Consider the following 21,881-nt stretch of genomic DNA (forward strand, 5'->3'; position numbering starts at 1 on the left):
CGTCACGGTGTTGGTTGAACGGCATGACCACACGACGTGAAGTGCTGGGATGGCTGGCCGGGCTCGGTGCGGCAGTGGCGCTGCCGGGCCGGGCCGAGGCCACGACGACCGTCACCGCCGTCAGAGGGGTGACGGTGATCGACTCGTCCGGCGTCCGCCCGGACACCACCATCGTGCTGGCGGACAACAGGATTCTCGCGACGAACCCCCGAAGCCTGCCGCCCGGCGCCGAAAAGCTGGACCTCCACGGCAAGTTCGTCATCCCCGGGCTGTGGGACATGCACGTGCACGGCGCGCACCTGGACCGGATCACCCTGCCGCTGTGCCTGGTCAACGGCGTCACGGGGATCCGCGAGATGTGGGGGTTCCCTCCGATCTACGACCTGCGCGACCGCATCGACCGCGGCGAGGCGCTGGGACCGAAGCTCGTGGTCGCCAGCACGATCATCGACGGGCCGCACTCGACGTTGCCCGGCGCGACGATCGTCAGCACGCCCGAGGAAGGCCGCCAGGCCGTCCGGAACGCCACGGGCGCGGACTTCGTGAAGGTCTACTCGTACCTGGACCGGCCGACGCTCGCGGCCATCGCGGACGAGTGCGCGAAACAAGAGATCACCTTCGCCGGGCACTGCTCGGCCCACGTCGCGATGGGGGACGCGAGCGACCTCGGCCAGCGCACCTTCGAGCACATGTACGGCCTCCCGCTCGCCACCAGCACCGAAGAAAGCCTTCTGCGCCAGGCGATCGCGACTCTGCCGCTCGACCCGGCCACCCCGTTCGCGTGGTTCAAGCAGGTGCTGGAGTTCGAACGGCAGGCAACCCTGTCGCACAGCCGGAGCAAGGCTGTGAGACTCGCCAACAGCCTGCGCCGCAACAACTCCGCGCTCTGCCCCACGATGGTCACGATGCGCGTGCTCTCCAGCCCGGCGGACCGGTTCGCGAACGACCCGAACCTCAAGTACCTGCCGGCCTTCTACCGCGACTACTGGCGCGACAGCCTCAAGAGCTGGGCGCCCACGACACCACAAGAAACCAGGCAGCAGGCCGACTTCCTGAAGCGCCGCATGGACCAGACAGCCGAGATGCACGACCACGGCGTGGAGGTCCTGACCGGAACGGACGCGGGCAACCCCTACACCTTTCCCGGCTTCTCGCTGCACGACGAGCTGGAGCTCCTGACCGAAGCAGGCCTCTCCCCGAGAGCGGTCCTCGACGCCGCCACCAGGAACTCGAAGATCAAACCCGGCGCCGAGGCGAACCTCGTCGTGCTCGACGGCAACCCGCTCACGGACATCCGCAACACCAGACGCATCCACACCGTGCTCACCCGAGGACGAGTCCTCGGGCCGGCGGAACGGCAGAAGATGCTCGCGGACGTCGAGGAAGCCGCTAGAACATGGATCCCGGGTTGAACAGGTTGTCCGGGTCCAGCGCGCGCTTGATCTCGCGGTGGACCCGGAGCCCGACCGGCCCGATCTCCTTCGCGAGCCACTCGCGCTTGATCTTGCCGATGCCGTGCTCGCCGGTGACCGTGCCGCCGAGCGACAGCCCGACCGCGAGGATGTCGTCGAACGCCTTCTGCGCCCGTGCGAACTGCGAGGCGTCGGCCGGGTCGTAGACGATCGTCGGGTGCATGTTGCCGTCGCCCGCGTGGCCGACGACGGCGATCTTGAGCCCGACCTCGGCCGAGATGTCCTCGCACCCCTGGATGAGCTCGGCGATGCGGGTGCGCGGCACGCACACGTCGTCGGTCAGCCAGGAGCCGTAGATCTCCAGCGCGGTGAGCACGGCGCGGCGGGCGGTCAGCAGGTCGCGGCCCTCGTTGACGTCCTCGGTCGCGTAGACGAGGTCGGCTTCCAGGCAGATCTCCTCGATCTTCTGGAGCTCGTGCCGCGCCTGCTCGCCGCCCGCGTCGGACTGGCAGATCAGCAACGCCGCGCAGCCCGGCCCGGCGCCCAGCTCGGTCTTCAGGTACGTCTCGGCGGCCTCGATCGACGTGCGGTCCATGATCTCCATCAGCGACGGCACCAGGCCCTCGCGGACGATCCGGCTGACCGCCGCACCCGCCTTGGCCGTGGTGCTGAACGCCGCGACCAGCGTGGCCGGCGCCTGCGGAAGTGGCCTCAGCGCCAGCGTCGCCTGGGTGATCACGCCGAGCGTGCCCTCGGAGCCGATGAAGAGCTTCGTGAGGTCGTAGCCCGCGACGCCCTTGACCGTGCGACGGCCGGTCCGCAGCACCTCGCCGTCGGCCAGGACGACCTCGAGGCCGAGCACCGAGTCGGTGGTCACGCCGTACTTCACGCAGCACAGGCCGCCGGCGTTGGTGGAGAGGTTGCCGCCGATCGTGCACCAGTCGTAGCTGCTCGGGTCCGGCGGGTAGAACAGGCCGTCCTTCTCGACGCGGCCGCGCAGGTCGAGGTTGACCACGCCCGGCTCGACGACCGCGAGGCGGTTGTCGGCGTCGACCTCCACGATGGCGTTCATCTTGGTCATGACCAGGACGACACAGCCCTCGATCGCGTTCGCGGCACCTGAGAGACCGCTGCCGGCGCCACGGGGGACGATCGGAACGGCGTGCCGAGCGCACGCCCGCACGACCTCCTGCACCTGCCCGGTGTTCAGGGGGAACACCACGGCCAGCGGACTGCCGTGCGGGGCCAACGGCATCATGTCGCGCTGGTAACTCGCGGTGACGTCGGTGTCGGTCAACACGCCGGATTCACCCACGGCGGCGCGGAGTTCCGCGAGCAAGGTCTCCATGCGTCCCACGCTAGTCCGACTCGGCCGGTCGACTCGACGGCTGTCTCGGCGGAAGGAAGTTCACGTGGTGACTCGGTGTGCTCAACCCAGATTTAGACAACCCGTCAGACCGATGTCGCCGTGCCGCCCCCACCGCAAGACGTAGGCTGACTAACCGTGGCGCACGCTTTCGCCTCGCTGGAGACCGCTGGTCCGGTGGCCGTCTGGGTCATCGTGCTCAGCTTCATCTTCGTCGAGTGCGCTTTCATCTTCGGGCTGTTCCTGCCCGGTGACTCGCTGCTGTTCGCCGCCGGCGTGGTGCTGGCGACGCACAACAGCGAGCTGTCGGCGTGGCTGCTGTCCCTCGCGGCCCTGGTCATCGCCGTCGTCGGCAACCTCGTCGGGTACTACATCGGCCGGGGCACCGGCACGCGGGTGCTCGCGCGCAAGGGCGGCAAGGTGCTGAACCGGCAGAACCTGAAACGCGCGGGCGACTTCCTCGACCGCCGCGGGTTCTGGGCCGTCGTGCTCGCCCGCTGGATCCCGTGGATCCGCACCCTGGCGCCCATCATCGCCGGCGCCGCGCGCATGGACCTCAGGAAGTTCACGGTGGCGACGACCATCGGCGCCATCGCGTGGGTGCCGACGCTGGTGCTGGCCGGCTACTACGGCGCCGGCATCATCCAGTCGGTCCCGTGGCTCGAAACTGCCGCCATCATCGTCAGCATCGCGTTCTTCCTGGGTGGCACCGGCTGGGGCATCTGGCGTTACCGCCAGGAGATGGCCAAGCCGATCGACGAAACGGTCGAAGTCGGAACGAACTAGCGACAAATCGTTCGAGACGTGCTTAACCTGTCCTTTCCATGAAAAGGGCGGGGAGGCCTGTCATGCGTTTGACGAGCACATTAGTCACATTAATTGCCCTGTTCGGCTCAGTAACACCGGCTCAGGCACAAGCGATGCCGCAATGCGGTCAAGTAATCACGCAGAACTTCACGCTGATGGGCGATTGGAGCTGCGCCGGCGAGCCCGCGCTCGTCGTTGGTGCGAACGGGTTGAGAATCAACCTGAACGGACACACCCTGAGTGGCAGTCCGGCCATCAGAATGACCGACGTCGACGGCACGACGGTCCGGGGCGGCACCATCCCCAGCACGATCGAGGCGGTCAACGCGACCAACACCCGGTTCGTCGACATGACCATGGGACAGCCGAGCTCGGCGTCGGTCGGCGACTGGCCCGGCACGACGGTGACGTTCGTGCGCAGCACCGTCACCATGTGGCGGCTCTTCTGCGGGACGCGCTGCCAGTTCCAGGAGAGCACGACCAGCATGAACCAGATCGGCGCCGACCACCTGGTCCTCCAGGGCGGCGGCAGCCACAGCGTCAACTACGTCGGCGCGATCAACCTCGACGTCCTCAACACCACGCTGAGACCGATCACCCTCGGCGGGTCGGAGCGGCTGACCGTCCGCGGCAGTCAGCTGAAGGGCGCCGAGGTCATCGCGACCGGCCGGATCGAGCTGCTGAACAACACGTTCAGCGGCGGCGTCTGGCTCGGCGTCCACCGGCCGGTCAGCGGCGTCATCCGCGGCAACAGGTTCGAGAAGATGCAGCAGGCCGGCCTGACCGTGCGTTCTCAGACGCTCAACGGACCGCTGCTGATCGAGCGGAACACATTCGCCGACAACCTCAGGGACGGTCTGCGAATCGACGTTCCTATTCCACTCGACATCACCGTGCGCAGGAACACGAGTGAGAACAACGGCCAGTACGGAATGTGGGCACCGGCGGGTGCTGTCACGGACGGCGGCAACAACGTGTCCAACAACGACGCGCTCGGCTGCTTCACCATCGTGTGTTCCTAAAGCACCTCGGTGATCAGCAGGTCCGCTGATCCCTTCGACGAGTTCACCATCAACGCGTTGACGTGGTCGGTGCCGTGCAGCACCCGTTCCTCCGCCTCCGACAAGGTGCGCCCGTACCGCAGGTGGCGGTCGATCAGGCGCTGCACGCGCACGTCCTCGTCGATGAACAGGAACCACGCCTCGTCCAGGATGATCCGGACGCGCTTCCACTTGTCGTAGTTGAGCAGCAGGTAGTTGCCCTCGGTGACGACGAGCGGGACGTCCGGGTGCACCGGCACGGCGCAGGCGACCGGTTCCTCGATCTCGCGGCGGAACTCCGGCGCGTAGATCAGGTCCGGCCCGCACGCCTTGATCCGGCCGAGCAGGTCGACGTAGCCGGGGATGTCGAACGTGTCGGGCGCGCCCTTGCGTTCGACCAGCCGCAGCCGTTCGAGCACGCTCTGCGCGAGGTGGAAGCCGTCCATCTCGACCAGCACGGCCTGGCCGTCGAGGGCCTCGACCAGCCGCCGCGCGAGTGTCGACTTGCCGGAACCGGGTGCGCCGCCGATGCCGAGAATCTTGCGCTCGCCCATGTCCGCGAGCGCCCGAGCCCGTTCTAGCAGCTCGTCGAACCTGACCTGCTGTCCTGCCACCGCGCCAGCCTCTCAACCCAGTCCCCGACCGCACCGACGCGAACGGCGGCCGCCTCCGACGCGAACCCGATGGCCTCCACCGGGTCCGCCCCTGACGCGAGCGCAAAGGCGTACGCGCCGTGCCAGACGTCTCCGGCACCGTTCGTGTCCTTCACCTCCACCGCGGGCACGGGCAGCTCTCCGCGCGAGCCGTTCCGCGACCAGGTGACCGGCTTCGCACCCTGCGTGCGAATGACCAGCGGCACCCCGAAGGAGTGCACCTCGGCCTCGGACCGCTCGAACCCGGAAGAGCAGGCGGCCACGTCCACCAGCGGCAACAGGTGATCGAGGACAGGTTTCCAGCTCCCGGCGTCGAGCACCACAGGCAATCCGAGAGCTTTCGCCTGACGAGCGACGGGGATCACCAGTCCCTCGTGGTGCCCGTCCACCAGCACGACGTCCGCAGCGGCCAGCAATTCGGACAGATCGGGCGCGACTACCTGCACTGATGCGTTCCGCGAGACGACCGTGCGCTCGCCGTCGGAGTCCCGGACGACGACCATGCTCACCGGTGTCGTCCCCGCGACGGCGATCACGTGGACGGGCTCCAGGGCGGCCTGGACGAATTCACCCAGTGCGTCGGCGCCCAACGCGGTGAGCAGCGACGCCCGCCCACCGAGCGCCGCGACGGCGCGGGCCGCGTTCGCCGCCGGACCGCCGGGCGAGAGAGCGGCGCCGAGCGAGCGGATCTTCTGTCCGGGATCCGGGAACTCGTCCACCCGTTGGGTCACGTCGAGAGTTGTGAGCCCGACACACAGCACGGCTGCCATCTGGGCTTCCTCCAAACGGGTATGGTCCCAGGCCATGGTCACCATGCGGGATGTCGCGGCTCTCGCGGGGGTCTCCATCACCACGGTGTCACACGTGATCAACGAGACGCGGCCGGTCGCCGGGGACACGCGCGAGCGCGTCCAGAAGGCGATCGACGAGACCGGGTACACGGGGGACGCCATCGCGCGTTCGCTGGTCATGGGCGGCACGAAGTCGCTGGGCCTCGCCGTGTCACTGGTCTCCCACCCGTACTTCGCCGAGCTGATCGCCGCCATCGAGTCGGAGGCGACTCGCAACGGCTACTCGCTCGTGCTGATCGACACGCGGGACACCCCCGAGTCCGAGCAGGCCGCGGTCAGAATGCTGCGCTCGCGAAGAGTCGACGGGCTGCTGCTCACACCGTCGGCAGGGGGCGGAAGCCTGGTCCTGCCGGAGCTCAAGAGACTCAGCATCCCGACCGTGCTGGTGGACCGGCTGACCGTCGCCAAGGACATCGACCAGGTCGGGCCGGAGAACGTCCAGGCCACGTCGGGCCTGGTCAGGCACCTCGCCGAGCTCGGTCACCGGCGGATCGGCATCGTCTGCGGCAAGGCGGGCGTGGCGACGACCGAGGAACGCATCCTCGGCTACCGCCTCGGCCTCGGTCGCGCGGGCCTGAAGTGGGACGAGGCGCTGGTCTCGCAGAGCGGCTGGCTCGCGCCGCTGCTCGACCAGGAGGACCCGGCCACCGCCGTCGTCGCGGCCGACCACCTCGTCACGGTCGGCATGCTGCACGAGGCACGCGCCCGCGGCCTGAAGCTCGGCACGGACCTGGCCGTCGTGGCCTACGACGAGGTCGAGTGGGCTACCTTGATCGAACCGCCGCTCACCACACTGGCCCAGCCAGTCGAGGAGATCGGACGGACCGCGGTGAAACTGCTGCTCTCCCGCATCGCTGACCCCGAGAGGCCACCGGAGACGATCCGGCTCTCGCCCTCCCTCATGCACAGGCAGTCCTGCGGATGCTGATCCCGGGGCTCGTCTCGGTGACGTTCCGGCAGCTCACCGTCGAGGAGATCGGCGAGCTCGCGACGGAGTGCGGTCTGCAGGCCGTGGAGTGGGGCGGCGACGTGCACGTGCCGCCCGGCGACTTCGCGGCGGCGCGCAGGGCGCTGGACACCGGGCTGAAGGTGGCGGCGTACGGGTCGTACTACCGCGCCGGTGTCTCCGATCGCGCCGACCTGGCGCCGGTCCTGGAGACCGCGGCCGAGCTGGACGCGCCGTTCGTGCGGGTCTGGGCCGGCACGGCGGGCTCGGAGGAGACGCCGGACCGCGCCCCGGTGATCGACGCGCTGCACCACGCCGTCGAACACGCCGAGGCGATGGGCACCAAGATCGCGCTGGAGTACCACCGGAACACGCTGACGGACACGCTGGACTCGACGGTGCAGCTGCTGGACGAGGTCGACGGCGTGGTGTCGTACTGGCAGCCGCGCGGCGGTCAGGACGTGTTCTCGGCCGTGCACGAGGTGCGGACGCTCGAACCCGTGACGGCGCACGTCTTCTCGTGGGGACCCGGCGGGTTCCAGGAGCGGTTCCCGCTCGCCGAGCGCCGTGATCTGTGGAAACCGGTGCTGACCGAGCTGGCGCGGGACGGCGTCGACCGCAACGCGCTGCTGGAGTTCGTGCTGGACGACTCACCCGAGCAGTTCCGCGAGGACGCCAGGGCGTTGCTGAGCTGGATCAAGCAGTAGCGACGTCCAGACCGCTGCGTTCGAGCAGGGCGGCCGCCTCCAGGCACATCCAGCCACCGAGCTGGACGGACAGGTCGCGGCCCTCCTTCTCGTCCGCCGGGACCGTCCACTCCGGACCGAACAGCGGACCGCTGACGGCCATCACGCGGTTGGACCACGCGGCCTCCGCGGACTGCACGACGAGTTCGCGGGCCAGGTCGGCGGTCTCGTGCCGCTCCGGGTCGAGGTCGGGGATGACCAGCGCGGCCTGGGCGAGGTAGCGGGTGAGGATGCCCGCGAACAGGCCGCCGTCCCCGCCGCCCTGACCCCGGATCACGCCGTTGGTGGCGAGGTCGTCGTGCACGGCCGTGATCGTGCGGGCGGCCTTGTCGAGCCACTTGTCGGTCTGGCCGTGCTTCGCGAGCTCGACGCACGCGCCGATGAGAACTCCTTGGCAGTACGTGAAGACGTTCTTCTCGTACTCGCGGATCTCACCGTTCGGGTGGACGTGCAGGCCGTCCCACGCGAGGCCGTTGCCGGGGTCGACCAGGTGCTCCTCGATCCAGTCCACAGTGGACCGGGCGCGGGCGAGGTCGGTGCGTTCGTTCTGGCGGGCCAGGAAGATCGCGGCCGGGCCGTTCGCGGGGACGTTCTTGAAGTCGTCGTTGCGCTTCCACCAGATGCCGCCGCCGGCGTGGTCGGTCCACCCGTCCCGCAGCTGTTCGGCGATGGCGTTGAGCGCCTTGGGCTTCGCGACGCCGACCTCGCGCTCGGCCCGTTGCAGCGCCAGGCCGAGCCACGCGACGTCGTCGTAGAAGTCGTTGGTCCAGCCCAGGACGTTGCGGACCCGGATGCCGCGCACGACCTTGGTGACCGCGGCCTTGCGCAGCTCGTTGGGCGAGCGCAGGTAGCCGTCGATCAGGCAGTCCAGCAGGTGCGCCTGCCACCAGTAGTTGAAGCTGGTGTGGATCTTGTCTCGGAAGAGCGGGGGCCACGCCCTCGCCCCGAGGAGCGTGCCCGGCACACCCCAGACCCTCCGCAGGTGCCTGGAGTACACCGCGCGCTCCGCGACGCCCGCGCGCGCCGCCAGCAGTTTCGCGATCACCACCTGGCCATGGTGCGCACTGGACCGATCAAGAAGCTCGGTGAATCGCCCAGTGGTAGAGGCCCATGGCCACAGAAGTTGTCAGGTTGTAACTGCTGACCTTCTCGCGCATGGGCAGCCGGACGATCCTGGACGCCTGGGCGCGCACCTCGTCGGAGATGCCGTGGCGTTCCGAGCCGAACGCCAGCACGGCGTCGTCCGGGATCGGGCCTTTCAGCAGGTCACCGTCGGCGTCGAAGGCGATCAGCTCACCGGCGAAGTCGAGGCTCGTGACCTTCGCGACGGGCAGCGCGAAGTGCAGGCCGGCCGAGCCGCGCAGGACGTTGGGGTGCCACGGGTCGACGTCCCCGGTGGAGATCACGCCACCCGCGTCGAGGCCCGCCGCCACCCGGATGGCCGCGCCGAAGTTGCCGAGGTTGCGCGGGTTGTCCAGCAGCACGACCGGGGCCTGGCGGTCGAACGGCAGGTCGGGCCGCTCGGCGAACCCGGCGACGCCCGTCGGGTGCGTGCGGCCCACGCGCAGCTTGAAGTGGTTCTGGTCGACCTCGGTGGCGGCGGCGAACCGCTCGCGCAGGTCGGGGGCGTGCGTCTCGGCGAGAGCGACCGCGGCGGCGAGGTCCGTCGTGATCAACGGGTCCACGTGCCCGCCGAAGCGCAGCGCGTGCTTAACAGCGTGAAAGCCTTCGAGCAGCACGGTGACCAGCATAGAAGCCGATCCAGGAGACGATCACGATCGACCCCAGCACCAGCTGGACCAGCGTCGACGAGCTCTCCGGGTACCAGATGCCGTCGATGTAGTGGTCGATGAACCCGGTCTCCAGCGGCTCCATCCCCGCCATCACCCGGAAGTCGTTCTCCCAGGTCGTCAGGGGGCAGACCGTCGGCGTGAGGATGCTCAGGACCGCCCACGCGCCCAGGGCCAGGTGCGGGTAGATCACCCAGCGCCAGCGCCAGGCGAGGTATCCGCCCACGAGCAGGAACGCCAGCACCGTGAAGTGCAGGAGCATGACCGCTTCGGCGAGAGATCTGGCCATTCGCACCACCCCGTCCCTGTTCCAGACTAGGACGGGGTGGCTCGAAGCGCTCTCGATAAAACCTCAGGCCAGGCCGAGGTCGTTCAGGTCGAGCAGGTAGCGGTACGGAAGGCCCTCGGCCTCGATGGCCTCCTTGGCGCCCGTGCCGCGGTCCACGACCGTGGCCACGCCGATGACGTCGGCCCCGTGCTCGCGCAACGCCGTGACGGCCGTGAGCACCGACCCGCCCGTGGTGGAGGTGTCCTCGACCGCGAGCACCCGCTGGCCGCGCACGTCGATGCCCTCGATCTGCCGCTGCATGCCGTGGGCCTTGTTGGCCTTGCGCACGACGAACGCGTCGAGCACGTCACCGTCCGCTCCGGCGGAGTGCATCATCGCGTAGGCGACGGGGTCCGCGCCGAGGGTCAACCCGCCGACCGCGACGAAGTCCCAGTCGGACGTGAGCTGCCGCAGCAGCTTGCCGATCAACGGGGCCGCCGCGTGGTGCAGCGTCGCCCGGCGCAGGTCGACGTAGTAGTCGGCTTCCTTGCCGCTGGAGAGGGTCACCTTGCCGTGCACCACGGCCAATTCGCTCACCAGACGAGCGAGTTCCGACTTAGCGTTCGCGTCCAAGACCACTTCAGTTCGCACGGGTCGTCAGCTTCGCACATCTGGGCGGGCGACGCCTCGTACGCTGCATCACCGTGAGCACCTTGTACGTGGAACAGCCGTGGACGTTCATGAGCCTCTTGTTGCGGCCGTCCTACCGAGTCGAGGTGTTCGACGAACGGGACGTGCCGGTCATGGTGGTGCGGGAGCGCAGCGGTCCGGGCGTGCAGCGGCCGTTGCGGCACACCGGGTTCTCCGGCTGGACGACCTTCGACCTGGACGTCGTGGCGCCGCACGGCCAGCCGATCATGCGCATCGACAAGGGCTTCGGGCGGCGGCCGCACGTGCGGGTGAGCACGCCCCAGGGCCAGTTGATCGGGACGATCAAGACGCACGGCGCGTGGCAGCAGTCACTGCACGACGCCCACGGACAGCAGCTCTGCTTCTTCGGTGACGTCGCGCGGATCCAGACCGGCGCGCGGGCCAAGCGCAACGGCTCGCGGGTGCGCCGGGACGTCGTGCAGATCAACCCGGCCGTGACAGAGCCGGTGCGGTCGTTGGCGACCGCCTGCGCGGTCGCATTCGACGTCGTGCGGGGTACCGGGACCAGCCACACCAGCAGTGGTGGCGTGGACTGGCCCGTCTGACCTACCAGGCGTCCTTGCGGAAGTGGCTCGGCCCGTCGTCCTCGTCGTCCGGCGGAGGGGTGGGTGTTCCGGAGGCGACGACGTCCTCGGGATCCTGCCCTTCCTCAAGCGCTCGGTACGCGCGCTGAAGATCGGGCACGCCCACCGCGAGCGCCTGCTGCGCGCCGGGGTCGTTCAACGCGCGACCTGCGGCGACGTCGGCCCACGACAGTTCGCCGGCGTCGACGCGTCGCTGGAAGTCCTTGAGCTCCTTGGGCGCACCGGGTGACTTGGCGAACCGTTCGATCTCGCGGAGGTCCTGTTCGGACAGTCCGCGCGAACGGGGCTGCACCTGCGAGGCGGCCGTGGAGACCTTGCCCAGGTCGTCGATGCGGGAGTCGACGTCGGAGAACAGTTGCTGGAGCCGCGCCTGGTCGTAGGGGAACGTCACTGCTGACCACCTGAGGGTGCAGGGGCGGGTGCGGAGGATCCGCCGGCTCCGGCACCGCTGCTGGTGCTCGGCGTGCTGTACCGGCCGCCCGCTGCCGATCCGGCCTTGCCCAGGCTGTACGCGCCTAGGCCGACACCGATCGCGCCGGACTTCGCCGCCGCCACGCCGTTGTCGTACTTCTGCTTGCCGTCCTGCACGCCGTCGACGACGTCCAGCGCGTCGTTCACGTCCCGGACGTCCTTGAGCTTCATCAGCGCCGTGCCCATCGCGACGATGCCGTCGACCATGCCCTTGACGCCCTCGATCAGCGTCATGATCGACTGGATGATCTTGCGGATGGCGTCGACGATCTGGATCGCGTCGTAGACCATCCACACCGCGCGGCCCCAGCCGACGACCGGGATCACCGCGGTCATCGCGGCTTCGAGCAGCATGGTGCAGAGCTTGTCGAGCAGGAACAGCGCGACCTTCGTGGCCGACCGGCAGGCGGAGGCCATCGACTGGAACTTGTTGCCGATGATCCGGGCGACCTGGGAGTCCGCCTCGATCGCGATGACCCACATGGTGTCCATGCGGCGTTCGAAACCCTGCGCCGCGGAGCCGTTCCAGTGCGGGTTGAGCTGACCGACGCCCTCACCGACGTTGTGCCGCACCGAGTCCAGCGCCTTGGCGACCTGGTCCCACGCGTTGGCGTTGGCGTCGATCTTCTCGAAGTCGCCGACCAGCGGGCTGATCAGCGACTCGATCAGGTTCTCGCCGGTGACCTTCTCGTAGATCCAGTTGACGCCCTGCAGCTTCCACCCGGCGGCCTCGATGAGCTCCTTGGTGGTCTGCCTGCCGGGACGGTTCTCGGCGGCCGCGTTGAGCGCGACCGACGGGTCCTCGACGTCCGCGTACGCCGTGGTCATCGGCCACCTCCCGCACCGTGGATCAGCTTGAGGCCGAACTGGTCGACCTTCTCGTAGGAGTCGGCCGTCTTCCGCAGCGCGTCGGCGTCCTTGGTCATCATCTTGTTCGCGAAGTCCAACGTCTCCCCGTACAGGCTCGCGACACCGGTCACGACGGGGTGCAGCAACGTCAGCAGGCCGGTGAACCCGCTGGTGTCACCGCCCTTGGAGATCGCGTGGTCCTTGATGGTCAGGAAGTGCCCGGCGTTGCGGTCCAGCAGTTCGCTGTAGCCCCGCAACTCGTTCGGTTCGACATGGAACTGTTCGCTCACATGGCCTACGACGCGGCATTCGGCCGAACGGTTCCGATCAGGTGCGGCCGCGTCCACCCGCGAACCGCGACGCCATCCGGCGCACGAGCTTGCGCGGCAGCCGCGTGGCGACGGTGACGATCGTCTTGTACTGGAGGCCGGGGACCGAGAGGGCCTTGCCGCGACGCAGGTCGCGCAGGGCCTCGTGCACCAGCTTCTCGACGGGCACGTAGAGCCAGTTCGGCGTCTTGGACATGTCGATCTTCGCCCGCTGGTGGAACTCGGTCCGCACGAAACCGGGGGCGAGCGCCATGATCCGCACACCGGTGCCCTCGGTGGCGAGCGCCGTGCCCTCGGAGAACGCCGTCACCCACGCCTTGTCGGCGCTGTAACTGGTGCCGCGGCCGGGCAGGAAGCTCGCGACGCTCGACACGTTGATGACGTCACCCTTGCCGCGCGCGATCATGGCCGGGATCGCGGCCCGGCACAGGCGCAGCACGGTGGTGACGTTGACGTCGAGCTGGTTCTGCAGCTTCTCGACGTCGGTGGCGAAGAGCTCGCCGTTGTTCGCGAAGCCCGCGTTGTTGACGAGCAGGTCGACGGCCTGCTCGGCAAGCCGCTGCTCGACCTTGAGCCTGTCCTCGTGGTCGCTGAGGTCGGCCGGCAGGACGTCGACGTTCACGCCGTGCCGGTCGTGCAGCTGCTTCGCGAGCTCCTCGAGTGCGGGCGCGGTGCGCGCGACCAGCACGAGGTCGTATCCCTCCGCCGCGAGCCTGCGGGCGAAGGCGGCCCCGATCCCGACGGTCGATCCGGTCACCAGTGCGGTTGGCATACGTCCGCACGGTAGTCGGTTCGGCGCCGGGGCCGAAGGCCGCCGACGATCACGCTTCGTTCTTCGCCGGGCGGCGCAGGACGGCGAGGCGCAGCGCGAGGCCGGACACGACCAGCGCGACCCCGCCGAACACCAGCCAGCCCACCGACGCACCCGTGTTGGCCAGCGTCACCACGGACGCCGTGCCCGCCACGGCCACAGGCGGAACGATCTTTCCTCCGTACATCGTGCTTCCCTCCGGGGGGTTCGGGGACACGACGGTCAACCCTCGGAGTATCTGCATTGGAGGCGAATGTTTCACCTGAATGGCGGCGTGAGGTGCGACACGCCACTTTGGATTCGATCAGGTCTGCTTGCGCCCGAACGACGGCCGGTAGACCTCGCCGCCCTCGTCGTCCTCCGCCACCGGCTCCTCGCGCTCGGACGGATCCGGGTCGAACGGGTCGATGACGTCCGCGAGCTCACCGACGTCGCGCAGCAGCCGTTCGAGGCGCGCGGGCGACGAGTTGGGCGGCGCGGCGGCCAGCACCCAGTCGTTCTCCATCCAGACGACCGTGACGTCGCCCCCGATCTCCTCGGCGGCGTCGATCAGGTCGGGCGTGATGATCTTCCGAGCCGCCGGCACGTCCGTGACGAACGCGTACCGCGACCCCACCGGACCGAGCATGTCGGGCATCGGCTTCTTGTCGTCGTCGCGCTGGAACGGCACGGTCGACAACCACAGCTCGATCACCACCGACAACGCCCGCCTGCAGCGCACGCCGACCAGCACGGAGTTGACCTTGCCGCCGGTCTCGTGGTCCAGCACGTAGACCTGCCTGCGACCGTCGGCGGTGAAGGTCGAGCCCGCCACGACGTCACGGGCGAGGCCCGTGCCGTAGTACGCGATGGCCCCGGCTTCCCACCGGGTCGGCAGCACGTGGTCTGTCTCCTCGAACTGCCAGCCGCGCAGGGCAGCCCAACGGCGCCGTTCACGATTACGCGCGGTTCGTTGCGCCCGGTCGGTCGCGAGCAGGGCGAACCCCGCCACGCCCGCCACCGCGGCGACGGTGAACCAGACCCACGCCGGTATGCCCACGGGCCAAGCGTAGTGGGTCGGAGGCGAGGAACGAAGATCACTTCCGCGCGTCGTGACCTCGGCGTGCCTTTCCCCGGTTCAGTTGCGCCATCGCGGCCTGGCTGCGGGCGTCCGCGCCGCGGTAGATCACCAGCAACTGGTCGGGGCTCTGCAGGGGCCTGAGCGTCTCGAACCGCAACGCGATCTCACCTGCGCGGGGATGCTTCAGCACCTTGTCACCGCGGGCGTTGAACCGGACGTCGCGGGCGGCCCACAGCCGGGCGAACTCCTCGTCCGCGGCGGCGCACTCGGCGATGAGGCCGGCCAGCACCTGGTCGCCGGGGTGCGCGGCCCACGCGGCCCGCAGGTGGGCGACCCCTTCGCGGACGACCCGGTCGCGGTCGACGTAGCGCTCGCGGACCTCCGGGTGCAGCAGGCACAGCCAGACCGCGTTGCGCCTTCGTTCCGGCAGCTCGGCGAAGTCCAGCAGCACCTCCGCCATCTCGTCGTTCCAGGCGAGGACGTCGAACCGGTGGTTCATCACCATGGCCGGTCTCGGCGACAGGTCCTCGACCAGCAGTTTCAACGACTCGGCCGCTTCGGTCGCCGCCTTGTCCCCGGTGTGCCGCTTGGCGAGGCCGAGGAGGTACGCGCGTTCGTCGTCGTTCAGCCGCAACGCCCCGGCCAGTGCCTCGGCCACCTCCGCCGACGGCCGCAGCCCGCGTGCCTGCTCCAGGCGGACGACGTAGTCGACGCTGATGCCCGCGAGCTCGGCGACCTCCTCGCGCCGCAGTCCCGGCGTCCTGCGCTGTCGCCGTTCCGGCAGGGCGAAGTCGCGCGGATCCAGCCGCTCGCGCCTGGTCCTCAGGAAGATCGCGAGCTCCTGCGTGACGTCGGTGAGCACGGCCTCTTCAACAGTCCGGGTAGGACTCGTGTTCCCAGGAAGTTCCTTCCCTTACCCGCCGCTGCTCGTTCTCGGAGCCTGGTGTCTCACCACTTTCCTCGGGAGAAACACCATGTCGCTCGACAAGTACCGGCTGCTGGGCCGGTCCGGCCTGCGGGTCTCACCACTGGCCCTGGGCACCGCGACGTTCGGCAACGAGTGGGGCTGGGGCTCCTCCGCCGAGGACGCGCGGTCGTTGTTCTCGGCGTACGTCGACCGCGGCGGCAACTTCATCGACACGGCCGCGTCCTACGGCGGTTCCGAGGAGCTGCTCGGCTCGTTGATCTCGGGACGGCGCGACGCCTTGGTGCTGGCGACGAAGTACTCGACCCTGCGCACTCCTTCAGACCCGAACTCCGGCGGCTCCCACCGCAAGAACCTGTTCGCGTCCGTCGAGAACAGCCTGCGCCGGCTGCGCACCGACTTCGTGGACCTGCTGTACGTGCACGTCTGGGACGCGCGGACGCCGTTCGAGGAGGTGCTGCGCGGCCTGGACGACCTGGTGCGCGCCGGCAAGGTCCTGCACGTGGGGATGTCGAACGCCCCGGCCTGGGAGATCTCGCGCATGCAGGCCGTCGCCGACCTCCGCGGCTGGTCACCGCTCGTGTCGTTGCAGATCGAGTACAGCCTGATCAACCGGGACGCCGAACGCGACCTGATCCCCGCCGCGCGGGCGCTGGGGCTCGGCGTGACGCCGTTCTCGCCGTTGGGCGGCGGGGTGCTGTCCGGCAAGTACTCGGGCGCCGCCGAGGCCGGGACGTCGCGCCGGGAGTTCAACGCCGCGCTGGGCATGGTGAACCCGCGCACGCTCGGGATCGCCGACGTGGTGCGGGAGGTGGCTGCCGAGGTCGGGTGCGCGCCCGCGCAGGTCGCGCTGGCGTGGAACCTCGGGCGGCCAGGGGTCACTTCGCCGGTGGTCGGGGCTCGCACGCCGGAGCAGCTGGTGGGCAACCTCGGCGCGTTGGACGTGTCGTTGACCGCGGAGCAGGTGGCGCGGCTGGACGAGGTGAGCGCGATCGACCTCGGGTACCCGCACTCCCTGCTGTCCGGCGACCACATCCGGACCGTGCTGTCCGGTGAGCTGACGATCGAAAGCCGGTGAGCTGCGGGCAACTCACCGCGGAAACACCTGGGAGGGGACCTTCCGGCCCCCTCCCAGGTGCGGACTCACGCGGTGCGGCCCACGATCAGGCCGCTCTGGTCGTCCACCACGTCGACCCGCACCGTGTCGCCGTCGCGCACCTCGCCGGCCAGCAGCTCCTTCGCCAGCTGGTCGCCGATCGCCGACTGCACCAGCCGCCGCAGCGGCCGCGCGCCGTAGATCGCGTCGAAGCCGTTGAGCGCCAGCCAGTCGCGGGCCGACGGCGTGACGTCGAGGGTCAGCCGGCGGGCCGCCAGGCGGTCGGCCAGGCGGGCGATCTGGATGTCCACGATGGACGTCAGCTCCTCGGTGGCGAGGGCGTGGAAGACCACGACGTCGTCCAGCCTGTTGAGGAACTCCGGCTTGAAGTGGCGTTGCACCACGGACATCACCGCGTCGTGGCGTTCGCGCTCGGTGAGCGACGGGTTCACGATGGTCTGCGAGCCCAGGTTCGAGGTGAGCACCAGGATCGTGTTGCGGAAGTCGACCGTGCGGCCCTGGCCGTCGGTGAGGCGGCCGTCGTCGAGCACCTGCAGCAGCACGTCGAACACGTCCGGGTGCGCCTTCTCGACCTCGTCCAGCAGCACGACCGAGTACGGGCGGCGGCGGACCGACTCGGTGAGCTGGCCGCCCTGGTCGTAGCCGACGTAGCCGGGAGGCGCGCCGACCAGGCGGGCCACCGAGTGCTTCTCGGAGTACTCGCTCATGTCGATGCGGATCATCGCCCGCTCGTCGTCGAACAGGAACGCCGCCAGCGCCTTCGCGAGCTCCGTCTTGCCGACGCCGGTGGGGCCCAGGAACAGGAACGAGCCCGTCGGGCGGTCCGGGTCGGCGACGCCGGCGCGCGTCCTGCGCACCGCGTCCGACACCACGCGCACGGCCTCGGCCTGGCCCACGACGCGGCGGCCCAGTTCGTCCTCCATGCGCAGCAGCTTGGCGGTCTCGCCCTCCAGCAGCCTGCCCGCGGGGATGCCGGTCCACGCCGACACCACGTCCGCGACGTCGTCCGGGCCGACCTCCTCCTTGAGCATCGCGGCGTCCTGTGTGGACTCCGCCGCGACCGCGAGTTCCTTCTCCAGCTGGGGGATCCGGCCGTAGCGGAGCTCGGCGGCACGGCCGAGGTCGCCGTCGCGCTCGGCTCGTTCCGACTCGCCGCGCAACGACTCGAGCTGCTCCTTCAGCGCGCGCACGCGGTCGATGGAGCCCTTCTCGTTCTGCCAGCGGGCGGTCAGCGCGGAGAGTTCCTCGCGCTTCTCGGCCAGTTCGGCGCGCAGCGCGTGCAGGCGTTCGACGGAGGCCGCGTCGGACTCCTTGGACAGCGCCATCTCCTCGATCTCGAGGCGCCGCACGGCACGTTCGACGGTGTCGATCTCGACGGGCCGCGAGTCGATCTCCATGCGCAGCCGGGACGCGGCCTCGTCGACGAGGTCGATGGCCTTGTCCGGCAGGAAGCGCGCGGTGATGTAGCGGTCGGACAGCGTCGAGGCGGCGACGAGGGCGGCGTCCGTGATGCGCACGCCGTGGTGCACCTCGTAGCGCTCCTTGAGGCCGCGCAGGATGCCGACCGTGTCCTCCACCGACGGTTCGCCGACCAGCACCTGCTGGAAGCGGCGTTCCAGGGCGGCGTCCTTCTCGATGTGCTCGCGGTACTCGTCCAGGGTCGTGGCACCGACCATGCGCAGCTCGCCGCGGGCCAGCATCGGCTTGATCATGTTGCCGGCGTCCATCGCCGACTCACCGGTCGCGCCCGCACCGACGATCGTGTGCAGCTCGTCGATGAACGTGATGACCTGCCCGGCCGAGTCGGTGATCTCCTTCAGCACGGCCTTGAGCCGTTCCTCGAACTCGCCGCGGTACTTGGCGCCCGCGACCATCGAGCCGAGGTCCAACGACACGACCTTCTTGCCGCGCAACGACTCCGGCACGTCACCGGCCACGACGCGCTGCGCCAGGCCCTCGACGATCGCGGTCTTGCCGACACCGGGCTCGCCGATCAGCACGGGGTTGTTCTTGGTGCGCCGCGACAGCACCTGGACGACGCGGCGGATCTCGGCGTCCCGGCCGATCACCGGGTCGAGCTCGCCCTTGCGCGCGCGTTCGGTCAGGTCGACGCCGTACTTCTCCAGCGCCTTGTAGGTGCCCTCGGGGTCGGCCGACGTCACCCGCGCCGAGCCGCGCACCTTCGTGAACGCGTCGGTCAGCGCGTCGGGAGTGGCACCGTGGCGCCGCAGCAGGTCGGCCACCAGCCCGCCGTGCTGCGCGAGCCCGACGAGCAGGTGCTCGGTGGACACGTACTCGTCACCCATCTCGGTGGCGAGCTCCTGCGCCCGGTTGATCACCCGCACGGCGTCGCGCGAGAACTGCGGGGCGGACACGGTGGAACCGGAAGCGCTCGGCAGCCCGCGGGAGAGCTGCTCCAGCTCCTTGCGCACCTGCTCGGGGTCGGCGCCCACGGCCGACAGCAACGGCGCGGTCAACCCGTCCGTCTGCGCCAGCAGTGCGCTGAGCAGGTGCACGGAACCCACGTCGGGGTTCCCGTTCAGCGTGGCGGCCTGCACCGCCGCGGACACGGCCTGCTGCGTCTTGGTCGTCGGGTTGAAAGCGTCCATTCCTCCACCTCGTGGTCAGCCTCCAGCATGGACCATCATCCCGCATAACGTCAGAAAAGTTGAGTCTGTTCCGCTCAACCTTGAAATCGGTCGGGATCACAGCCCGACTGAGCGATGATCACCCCATGACGTCCATCATCCACAGCATCACGATCGACGCGCGCGACTCCTACGAGATCGCCTCGTGGTGGAGCAAGGTCCTGGACCTGCCGCTGCACCCCGACGACAACCCGGGCGACCCCGAGTCGATGATCGAGCTGCCGAACGGCATCCGGTACCTCTTCATCAACGTTCCGGAGTCGAAGGAGCTCAAGAACAGGCTGCACCTCGACCTGCAGCCGGTCGCGATCACCCGCGACGAGGAGGTGGAACGCCTCGTCGGCATCGGCGCGACGGTCTTCGACGATCAGCGCAGGCCGGACGGCACCGGCTGGGTCACAATGCGCGACCCCGAGGGCAACGAGTTCTGCGTGGAACGCAGCGCAGCCGAACGAGCCGCAACGTCCTGACCAGCGTCACTCGAAAGCACCAACAGCTTGTCCACAGCGGGCACCGAGTTATCCACAATCCGCTGTTCAGTATCCACAGGTGAATCAAGTTCAGTGGCGACCGTCTGTGCACCAGAACCCGATGGGGTGACATCCTCCACCGAGTCGCGCAGCGGCTGCTCCTTGATCAGCAGGACCGCGATGACCGTGAACACGGCGAGCCCGGCGGCGATGAGGAACAACTCGCCCATGGCGTCACCGTAGGAGTCGCGCACGACTGGGGAGAGGGACCCGCGGTCGAGCGTCTTCGTGCTCACCTGGGCCGCCAGCACGGCCCCGAGCACCGAGACGCCGGCCGTCCCGCCCAGCGACCGCAGGAACGTGGCCGTGGAACTGGCCGCGCCGAGATCGGCCATGCCCACGCCGTTCTGCACGGCCAGCACGAGGTTCTGCATGGTCAGCCCGACCCCGACGCCCACCAGCGCGAGGTAGGCCCCCATCAGCACGAGGTTGGTCCGGTGGTCGATCGTCCCGAGCAACGCCAGCCCCGCGACCAGCGAGAACGAGCCCCACACCAGGTAGCTCTTCCACCGGCCGCTCTTGGCGATCAACTGCCCGCTGACCGTCGACGAGATGCTCAGCCCCAACACCAGCGGCACCGTCAGCAGCCCGGCCTTGGTCGGCGAGAACCCGCGCGCGATCTGGAAGTACTGCCCCATGAACACCGAGGCCCCGAACATCGCGGTCCCCACCGCGACGCCCCCGAGCATCGCCAGCACCACGGTCCGGTTCTTGAACAGGTGCAACGGGATGACCGGCGCACTCGCCCGCCGCTCCACGAAGTAGGCCCCGACGATCGCGAGAAGCGCACCACCAGCGAACAACGCGCTCTCGCCGCTGATCCAGTCGAAGTCCTTCCCGGCGAACGACACCCACATCAGCACGAGGCTCACCCCGCCCGTGATGAGCGTGGCGCCGAGGTAGTCGATCTTCACGTGCTGCTTCTTCACCGGCAGGTGCAACGTCTTGTGCAACACGGCCAGCGCCACCAGCGCCAACGGCACGCACACGAAGAAGCACCATCGCCACCCAGGCCAGTCGACGAGGAACCCACCGACCAACGGCCCACCGACGGTCCCGGCAGAGATCACCATGCCGGTGTACCCGCTGTACCGCCCACGCTCGCGGGGGCTGAGCAGCGCGCCGACGACCACCTGCCCCAGCGCCTGCACACCGCCCATGCCGAGCCCCTGCACGACCCGGAACCCGATCAGCTGCTCCATGTTCTGACTCAGCCCGGACAACACCGAGCCGATCACGAACAACACGATCGCGGACTGCAACAGCCGCTTCTTGTCGAAAAGATCCGCGAGCTTCCCCCACAGAGGCGTGCTGGCGGTGGACGCGAGGAGCATCGAGGTGATGACCCACGTGTACTGGGTCTGCGTGCCTTTGAGCTCGGCCAGGATCGTCGGGAGAGCGTTCGAGACGATGGTGGAGCTGAGGATCGCGACGAGCAACGCCACCCAGATACCGGACAGCGCTTCGAGGATCTCCCGATGCGACGAGGGCCGACTCAAACCGGCACACCTCCAGTAGTTAGTTGATGTCATACAACTATATCTGGAGATAGTTAGCCACGACAACGAATTGGGGTGGCTGATGGGTCACACCGAGGGTGGGCCGGACCGCTCAAGCGAGAGTCGTCACACGCTCACGGCCCGGCCCGAACCGAACCGGGCAAGGAGGGGCTTGGCCGGGCGGGGCCGGGCCGGGCGGGGCGAGGCGGGGCCGGGCGGGGCGAGGCGGGGCGGGGCGAGGCGGGGCGAGGCGGGGCGGGGCGAGGCGGGGCAGGGCGGGGCAGGGCGGGCGAGGCCTGATGCACGCGAAGCCGAAAGCGAGCCGACCCGACGGCGAAGCCGAGGCTCTTGGCTTTTCGCTTTGAGCCAAGAGGGCCCGGCGGTGGGGTCCCATCACGAGTCGCACCACAGCACTTGCTGCACCTGGACGGGTCTGTCAAACAGACACGCTCTTCGTCTGTTTGACAG

The 21,881-nt window shown here is 69.2% G+C and carries 24 protein-coding genes; 8 read left to right on the forward strand and 16 right to left on the reverse strand.

Annotated elements, in window-relative coordinates; translation table 11 throughout:
* Positions 1-23: 23 nt before the first annotated feature.
* Positions 24-1,412, forward strand: coding sequence for an amidohydrolase family protein (locus ACFWNN_RS33440; RefSeq protein ID WP_382443929.1), 1,389 nt, complete (start codon positions 24-26; stop codon positions 1,410-1,412).
* Here the strand turns inward: ACFWNN_RS33440 and ACFWNN_RS33445 are convergent.
* Complete coding sequence (locus ACFWNN_RS33445) at positions 1,390-2,760, reverse strand: FAD-binding oxidoreductase (protein WP_382443930.1); 1,371 nt, start codon at positions 2,758-2,760, stop codon at positions 1,390-1,392. The two genes, ACFWNN_RS33440 and ACFWNN_RS33445, sit on opposite strands and share 23 nt — an antisense overlap.
* 156 nt (positions 2,761-2,916) lie before the next feature.
* Here ACFWNN_RS33445 and ACFWNN_RS33450 point away from each other — a divergent pair, with 156 nt between their 5' ends.
* Both ACFWNN_RS33450 and ACFWNN_RS33455 read left to right on the forward strand, forming a co-directional pair.
* The gene (locus ACFWNN_RS33450; RefSeq protein WP_382443931.1) at positions 2,917-3,564 is read left to right on the forward strand and encodes a DedA family protein; all 648 of its coding nucleotides are present in this window, start codon (positions 2,917-2,919) and stop codon (positions 3,562-3,564) included.
* Positions 3,565-3,626: 62 nt separating this feature from the next.
* The gene (locus ACFWNN_RS33455; protein WP_382443932.1) at positions 3,627-4,607 is read left to right on the forward strand and encodes a right-handed parallel beta-helix repeat-containing protein; all 981 of its coding nucleotides are present in this window, start codon (positions 3,627-3,629) and stop codon (positions 4,605-4,607) included.
* Here the strand turns inward: ACFWNN_RS33455 and ACFWNN_RS33460 are convergent.
* Positions 4,604-5,179 (reverse strand): nucleoside/nucleotide kinase family protein, encoded by a 576-nt coding sequence (locus tag ACFWNN_RS33460; RefSeq protein ID WP_382443963.1) that lies wholly within the window; start codon positions 5,177-5,179, stop codon positions 4,604-4,606. The two genes, ACFWNN_RS33455 and ACFWNN_RS33460, sit on opposite strands and share 4 nt — an antisense overlap.
* A gap of 23 nt (positions 5,180-5,202) precedes the next feature.
* Positions 5,203-6,048 (reverse strand): PfkB family carbohydrate kinase, encoded by an 846-nt coding sequence (locus ACFWNN_RS33465; protein ID WP_382443933.1) that lies wholly within the window; start codon positions 6,046-6,048, stop codon positions 5,203-5,205.
* Positions 6,049-6,082: 34 nt separating this feature from the next.
* Here ACFWNN_RS33465 and ACFWNN_RS33470 point away from each other — a divergent pair, with 34 nt between their 5' ends.
* Together ACFWNN_RS33470 and ACFWNN_RS33475 are read left to right on the forward strand one after the other, a co-directional pair.
* Positions 6,083-7,057, forward strand: a complete 975-nt coding sequence (locus tag ACFWNN_RS33470; protein ID WP_382443934.1) for a LacI family DNA-binding transcriptional regulator — start codon at positions 6,083-6,085, stop codon at positions 7,055-7,057.
* Positions 7,051-7,782 (forward strand): sugar phosphate isomerase/epimerase family protein, encoded by a 732-nt coding sequence (locus tag ACFWNN_RS33475; protein WP_382443935.1) that lies wholly within the window; start codon positions 7,051-7,053, stop codon positions 7,780-7,782. The genes ACFWNN_RS33470 and ACFWNN_RS33475 overlap by 7 nt, the downstream gene beginning before the upstream one ends.
* Here the strand turns inward: ACFWNN_RS33475 and ACFWNN_RS33480 are convergent.
* The 4 genes from ACFWNN_RS33480 to pyrE form a co-directional block, all read right to left on the reverse strand.
* Positions 7,772-8,869, reverse strand: a complete 1,098-nt coding sequence (locus ACFWNN_RS33480) for a glycoside hydrolase family 76 protein (protein WP_382443936.1) — start codon at positions 8,867-8,869, stop codon at positions 7,772-7,774. The two genes, ACFWNN_RS33475 and ACFWNN_RS33480, sit on opposite strands and share 11 nt — an antisense overlap.
* A 25-nt stretch (positions 8,870-8,894) precedes the next feature.
* The gene (locus ACFWNN_RS33485) at positions 8,895-9,572 is read right to left on the reverse strand and encodes a TrmH family RNA methyltransferase (RefSeq protein ID WP_382443937.1); all 678 of its coding nucleotides are present in this window, start codon (positions 9,570-9,572) and stop codon (positions 8,895-8,897) included.
* Positions 9,532-9,900 carry a DUF2784 domain-containing protein gene (locus ACFWNN_RS33490; RefSeq protein WP_382443938.1) on the reverse strand — a complete coding sequence of 123 codons (369 nt, stop codon included), beginning with the start codon at positions 9,898-9,900 and terminating at the stop codon, positions 9,532-9,534. Before ACFWNN_RS33490 ends, ACFWNN_RS33485 begins: the two co-directional genes overlap by 41 nt.
* Positions 9,901-9,963: 63 nt before the next feature.
* Positions 9,964-10,518, reverse strand: a complete 555-nt coding sequence (gene pyrE, locus ACFWNN_RS33495; protein WP_382443964.1) for an orotate phosphoribosyltransferase — start codon at positions 10,516-10,518, stop codon at positions 9,964-9,966.
* Between the two features lie 65 nt (positions 10,519-10,583).
* Here pyrE and ACFWNN_RS33500 point away from each other — a divergent pair, with 65 nt between their 5' ends.
* Positions 10,584-11,135, forward strand: a complete 552-nt coding sequence (locus tag ACFWNN_RS33500) for a hypothetical protein (RefSeq protein WP_382443939.1) — start codon at positions 10,584-10,586, stop codon at positions 11,133-11,135.
* Between the two features lies 1 nt (position 11,136).
* Here ACFWNN_RS33500 and ACFWNN_RS33505 read toward each other — a convergent pair whose 3' ends face one another.
* The 7 genes from ACFWNN_RS33505 to ACFWNN_RS33535 form a co-directional block, all read right to left on the reverse strand.
* Positions 11,137-11,565, reverse strand: a complete 429-nt coding sequence (locus tag ACFWNN_RS33505) for a hypothetical protein (protein ID WP_382443940.1) — start codon at positions 11,563-11,565, stop codon at positions 11,137-11,139.
* The gene (locus ACFWNN_RS33510) at positions 11,562-12,473 is read right to left on the reverse strand and encodes a WXG100 family type VII secretion target (protein ID WP_382443941.1); all 912 of its coding nucleotides are present in this window, start codon (positions 12,471-12,473) and stop codon (positions 11,562-11,564) included. The genes ACFWNN_RS33505 and ACFWNN_RS33510 overlap by 4 nt, the downstream gene beginning before the upstream one ends.
* Positions 12,470-12,784, reverse strand: a complete 315-nt coding sequence (locus ACFWNN_RS33515) for a hypothetical protein (protein WP_382443942.1) — start codon at positions 12,782-12,784, stop codon at positions 12,470-12,472. The genes ACFWNN_RS33510 and ACFWNN_RS33515 overlap by 4 nt, the downstream gene beginning before the upstream one ends.
* 37 nt (positions 12,785-12,821) lie before the next feature.
* Positions 12,822-13,595, reverse strand: coding sequence for an SDR family NAD(P)-dependent oxidoreductase (locus tag ACFWNN_RS33520; RefSeq protein ID WP_382443943.1), 774 nt, complete (start codon positions 13,593-13,595; stop codon positions 12,822-12,824).
* Positions 13,596-13,644: 49 nt separating this feature from the next.
* On the reverse strand, positions 13,645-13,821 hold the full coding sequence (locus tag ACFWNN_RS33525; RefSeq protein ID WP_382443944.1) for an LPXTG cell wall anchor domain-containing protein: 177 nt from the start codon (positions 13,819-13,821) through the stop codon (positions 13,645-13,647).
* Between the two features lie 117 nt (positions 13,822-13,938).
* Positions 13,939-14,673, reverse strand: coding sequence for a hypothetical protein (locus ACFWNN_RS33530; protein ID WP_382443945.1), 735 nt, complete (start codon positions 14,671-14,673; stop codon positions 13,939-13,941).
* 37 nt (positions 14,674-14,710) lie between these two features.
* Positions 14,711-15,556 carry a helix-turn-helix transcriptional regulator gene (locus tag ACFWNN_RS33535; RefSeq protein ID WP_382443946.1) on the reverse strand — a complete coding sequence of 282 codons (846 nt, stop codon included), beginning with the start codon at positions 15,554-15,556 and terminating at the stop codon, positions 14,711-14,713.
* A gap of 112 nt (positions 15,557-15,668) precedes the next feature.
* Between ACFWNN_RS33535 and ACFWNN_RS33540 the strand changes: the two genes are divergently transcribed.
* Positions 15,669-16,697: an aldo/keto reductase gene (locus ACFWNN_RS33540; protein ID WP_382443947.1), complete on the forward strand. Its 1,029-nt coding sequence runs from the start codon at positions 15,669-15,671 to the stop codon at positions 16,695-16,697.
* Positions 16,698-16,762: 65 nt separating this feature from the next.
* On the opposite strand, the gene clpB is transcribed toward ACFWNN_RS33540, so the two are convergent.
* Positions 16,763-19,345, reverse strand: coding sequence for an ATP-dependent chaperone ClpB (gene clpB / locus ACFWNN_RS33545; RefSeq protein WP_382443948.1), 2,583 nt, complete (start codon positions 19,343-19,345; stop codon positions 16,763-16,765).
* A gap of 125 nt (positions 19,346-19,470) precedes the next feature.
* Here clpB and ACFWNN_RS33550 point away from each other — a divergent pair, with 125 nt between their 5' ends.
* Complete coding sequence (locus ACFWNN_RS33550) at positions 19,471-19,854, forward strand: VOC family protein (protein ID WP_382443949.1); 384 nt, start codon at positions 19,471-19,473, stop codon at positions 19,852-19,854.
* Here ACFWNN_RS33550 and ACFWNN_RS33555 read toward each other — a convergent pair.
* A complete protein-coding gene (locus ACFWNN_RS33555; protein WP_382443950.1) occupies positions 19,752-21,413 on the reverse strand; it encodes an MDR family MFS transporter in 1,662 nt (553 codons plus the stop codon). The genes ACFWNN_RS33550 and ACFWNN_RS33555 overlap by 103 nt on opposite strands.
* Positions 21,414-21,881: the final 468 nt, after the last annotated feature.

It is taken from the genome of Lentzea sp. NPDC058450, assembly GCF_042721395.1.
In the GTDB taxonomy this organism is placed as follows: Bacteria; Actinomycetota; Actinomycetes; order Mycobacteriales; family Pseudonocardiaceae; genus Lentzea.

What these genes read in the sequence shown, in the direction of transcription:
- ACFWNN_RS33440 (WP_382443929.1), top strand. Translation starts at nt 24, where the DNA reads ATGACCACACGACGTGAAGTGCTGGGATGGCTGGCCGGGCTCGGTGCG.
- ACFWNN_RS33445 (WP_382443930.1), bottom strand. Translation starts at nt 2,760, where the DNA reads ATGGAGACCTTGCTCGCGGAACTCCGCGCCGCCGTGGGTGAATCCGGC.
- ACFWNN_RS33455 (WP_382443932.1), top strand. Translation starts at nt 3,627, where the DNA reads ATGCGTTTGACGAGCACATTAGTCACATTAATTGCCCTGTTCGGCTCA.
- ACFWNN_RS33460 (WP_382443963.1), bottom strand. Translation starts at nt 5,179, where the DNA reads ATGGGCGAGCGCAAGATTCTCGGCATCGGCGGCGCACCCGGTTCCGGC.
- ACFWNN_RS33465 (WP_382443933.1), bottom strand. Translation starts at nt 6,048, where the DNA reads ATGGCAGCCGTGCTGTGTGTCGGGCTCACAACTCTCGACGTGACCCAA.
- ACFWNN_RS33470 (WP_382443934.1), top strand. Translation starts at nt 6,083, where the DNA reads ATGGTCACCATGCGGGATGTCGCGGCTCTCGCGGGGGTCTCCATCACC.
- ACFWNN_RS33475 (WP_382443935.1), top strand. Translation starts at nt 7,051, where the DNA reads ATGCTGATCCCGGGGCTCGTCTCGGTGACGTTCCGGCAGCTCACCGTC.
- ACFWNN_RS33485 (WP_382443937.1), bottom strand. Translation starts at nt 9,572, where the DNA reads ATGCTGGTCACCGTGCTGCTCGAAGGCTTTCACGCTGTTAAGCACGCG.
- ACFWNN_RS33490 (WP_382443938.1), bottom strand. Translation starts at nt 9,900, where the DNA reads ATGGCCAGATCTCTCGCCGAAGCGGTCATGCTCCTGCACTTCACGGTG.
- ACFWNN_RS33510 (WP_382443941.1), bottom strand. Translation starts at nt 12,473, where the DNA reads ATGACCACGGCGTACGCGGACGTCGAGGACCCGTCGGTCGCGCTCAAC.
- ACFWNN_RS33520 (WP_382443943.1), bottom strand. Translation starts at nt 13,595, where the DNA reads ATGCCAACCGCACTGGTGACCGGATCGACCGTCGGGATCGGGGCCGCC.
- ACFWNN_RS33525 (WP_382443944.1), bottom strand. Translation starts at nt 13,821, where the DNA reads ATGTACGGAGGAAAGATCGTTCCGCCTGTGGCCGTGGCGGGCACGGCG.
- ACFWNN_RS33540 (WP_382443947.1), top strand. Translation starts at nt 15,669, where the DNA reads ATGTCGCTCGACAAGTACCGGCTGCTGGGCCGGTCCGGCCTGCGGGTC.
- clpB (WP_382443948.1), bottom strand. Translation starts at nt 19,345, where the DNA reads ATGGACGCTTTCAACCCGACGACCAAGACGCAGCAGGCCGTGTCCGCG.
- ACFWNN_RS33550 (WP_382443949.1), top strand. Translation starts at nt 19,471, where the DNA reads ATGACGTCCATCATCCACAGCATCACGATCGACGCGCGCGACTCCTAC.